Source organism: Peptoniphilus sp., from assembly GCF_034090345.1.
GTDB lineage: Bacteria > Bacillota > Clostridia > Tissierellales > Peptoniphilaceae > Peptoniphilus.
Genome location: NZ_JAXDSS010000013.1, coordinates 1 through 2,431 on the forward strand (window position 1 = coordinate 1; position 2,431 = coordinate 2,431).

The following is a 2,431-nucleotide window of genomic DNA, read 5'->3' on the forward strand; positions in this document are numbered from 1 at the left end:
GTTCTGATGATACACACAAATATATATATGGTTTCAGAAGAACTGATAAACTTTAAAATATTTTATGGTGCGCTATCAAGATGCGCAGTGCCACTATTTATGATGGCGAGCGGAGCTTTGCTATATAGAAGAAAACCAACTCCCAAAAAGACATTTAAGATGGTGCTTAAACTGGTATTTTTAATAATATTCTTTAACTTTGTATATAGATATTGGGACGGTTGGTGGATGAATGACACCAGTATGGAAAATCTTATGAAGTTTAATGAAAAATTTCATTTGTATTATCTCTACATTGCAGTTGTGCTTTTTATATCAGCGCCGGTAGTTTATAGATTGGTTTCAAATATGACTAGGAATGAATATAGATTTGCAATATTTTTATTTTTCCTAGGTTCAATAGTCGTGCCACATTTAAAAACTTTAAATCTAATTAAAAATCCATTCATTTTGACATACAGTTTGTCAATGAGTTACTCAACCATAGGTTATGCAATGATAGGACACTATATTTTTAAATACAAAGAAGATATACCAAGAGGTTTTTCAATATTTGGAGCATTTGCAATCTGGTATATGATTGATATTTTGATGAAAAATCCTACGGATGCAAATTTTGTAACATACTTTGAAATGGTAAATCCACTTAGCTTTATATATGCAGTCAGCGTATTTTTATTTGTGGTTAAGTCAAAGACAGATACAGAATTGAGTTTGCTGTCAAATTCAACACTTTTTATATACACAACACATATATTAGTGCTTGAATATTTTCTAAAAGTTGGATTAATACCTGAAGCATTTAAAGATTTTAAAGTAATGTATCCAATTATAATGAGTTTAATGATTATAGTACTAGAACTTATACCATATAGCATTTATAATATAGTTAAGAAAAAGATAAAATAGGAGGAAAAATGATTTTAGTTGTTGATTTTGGAGGACAGTATAACCAACTTATAGCAAGAAGAATAAGAGATCTTAATGTGTACTGTGAAGTAGTTCCATATAGCAAGGCTTTAGAAGCTATAAAAGAAAAGAAGCCGAGCGGAATAGTTTTTACAGGGGGGCCTAATTCAGTTTATGAAGAAGGAGCACCAAGCATAGACAAAGAAATCTTTGAACTTGGAATCCCAGTATTGGGACTTTGCTATGGTATGCAACTTATGAGCCATGTACTTGGAGGACAAGTAAAAGCTTCAACTGAAAGAGAGTTTGGAAAAACTGTTTTAAATATATCTGATAACAAAATATTCGATGGCATAAAACAAGACTCTACAGTATGGATGAGCCACGTTGATAAAGTTGTTGAATTACCGGAAGGATTTAAGACAATCGCTAAAACAGATAACACAGAAAATGCTGCAATAGCAAGCGATGAAAAGAAACTATATGGCTTTCAATTCCACCCGGAAGTTAATCACTCAGAATTTGGAACAGAAATGTTAAAAAACTTCATTGTAAATATTGTTGGTGAAGAACAAGACTGGACAATGGCAAATTATAAGACAACACTTATTTCTTCCATAAGAGAAAAAGTAGGAGATGGCAAAGTTTTATTAGCTCTATCAGGTGGAGTAGATTCATCAGTTGCAGCAGCACTACTTTCAGAAGCAGTTGGAGAAAACTTGACCTGTATCTTAGTTGACCATGGTCTGATGAGAAAGAACGAAGCTTTAGAAGTTGAAGAAGCTTTTAAAGACTCAGGAATGAACTTTATAAGAGTTGATGCTGAAGAGAGATTTTTGAAGAGACTTAAAGGAGTTACAGATCCGGAAGACAAGAGAAAGGCAATTGGAGAAGAATTTATCAGAGTATTTGAAGATGAAGGAAAGAAAATCGGCTCAGTAGATTTCTTAGCTCAAGGAACAATTTATCCGGACATAATAGAATCAGGACTTGGAGATGCGGCAGTGATAAAGAGCCACCACAATGTAGGCGGACTTCCATCAGTTGTAGACTTTAAAGACATAGTAGAACCGCTTAGAATGTTGTTTAAAGATGAAGTTAGACAACTTGGTAGAGAACTTGGACTTAAAGACTATTTAGTAAATAGACAACCATTCCCAGGACCGGGACTTGGAATAAGAGTAATTGGAGAAGTAACCAAAGAAAAATTAGATTTACTAAGAGATGCAGATGCAATCTTTAGAGAAGAAATTGCAAAAGCAGGACTTGACTCTGATATAAACCAATACTTTGCAGTTCTTACGAATAACAGAACGGTAGGAGTTATGGGAGATTTTAGAACATACGACTACACACTTGCTCTAAGAGCAGTTAAGACTACAGACTTCATGACAGCAGATTGGTCGAGAATTCCATACGAAGTTTTAGATAAAGTTTCAGTTAGAATAGTAAATGAAGTAAAACACATAAATAGAATTGTGTATGATATAACAAGTAAACCACCAGCAACTATTGAGTGGGA

At 33.4% G+C, this 2,431-nt stretch carries 2 protein-coding genes; both read left to right on the plus strand.

The annotated features are described in order from the left end of the window. Window positions 1-909: acyltransferase (locus SOR77_RS00825; protein ID WP_320635321.1), on the plus strand; the 909-nt coding region annotated here is incomplete at its 5' end. Window positions 910-917: 8 nt separating this feature from the next. After that, window positions 918-2,431 (plus strand): glutamine-hydrolyzing GMP synthase (guaA, locus tag SOR77_RS00830; protein WP_320635322.1); only part of this gene is annotated, 1,514 nt, incomplete at its 3' end.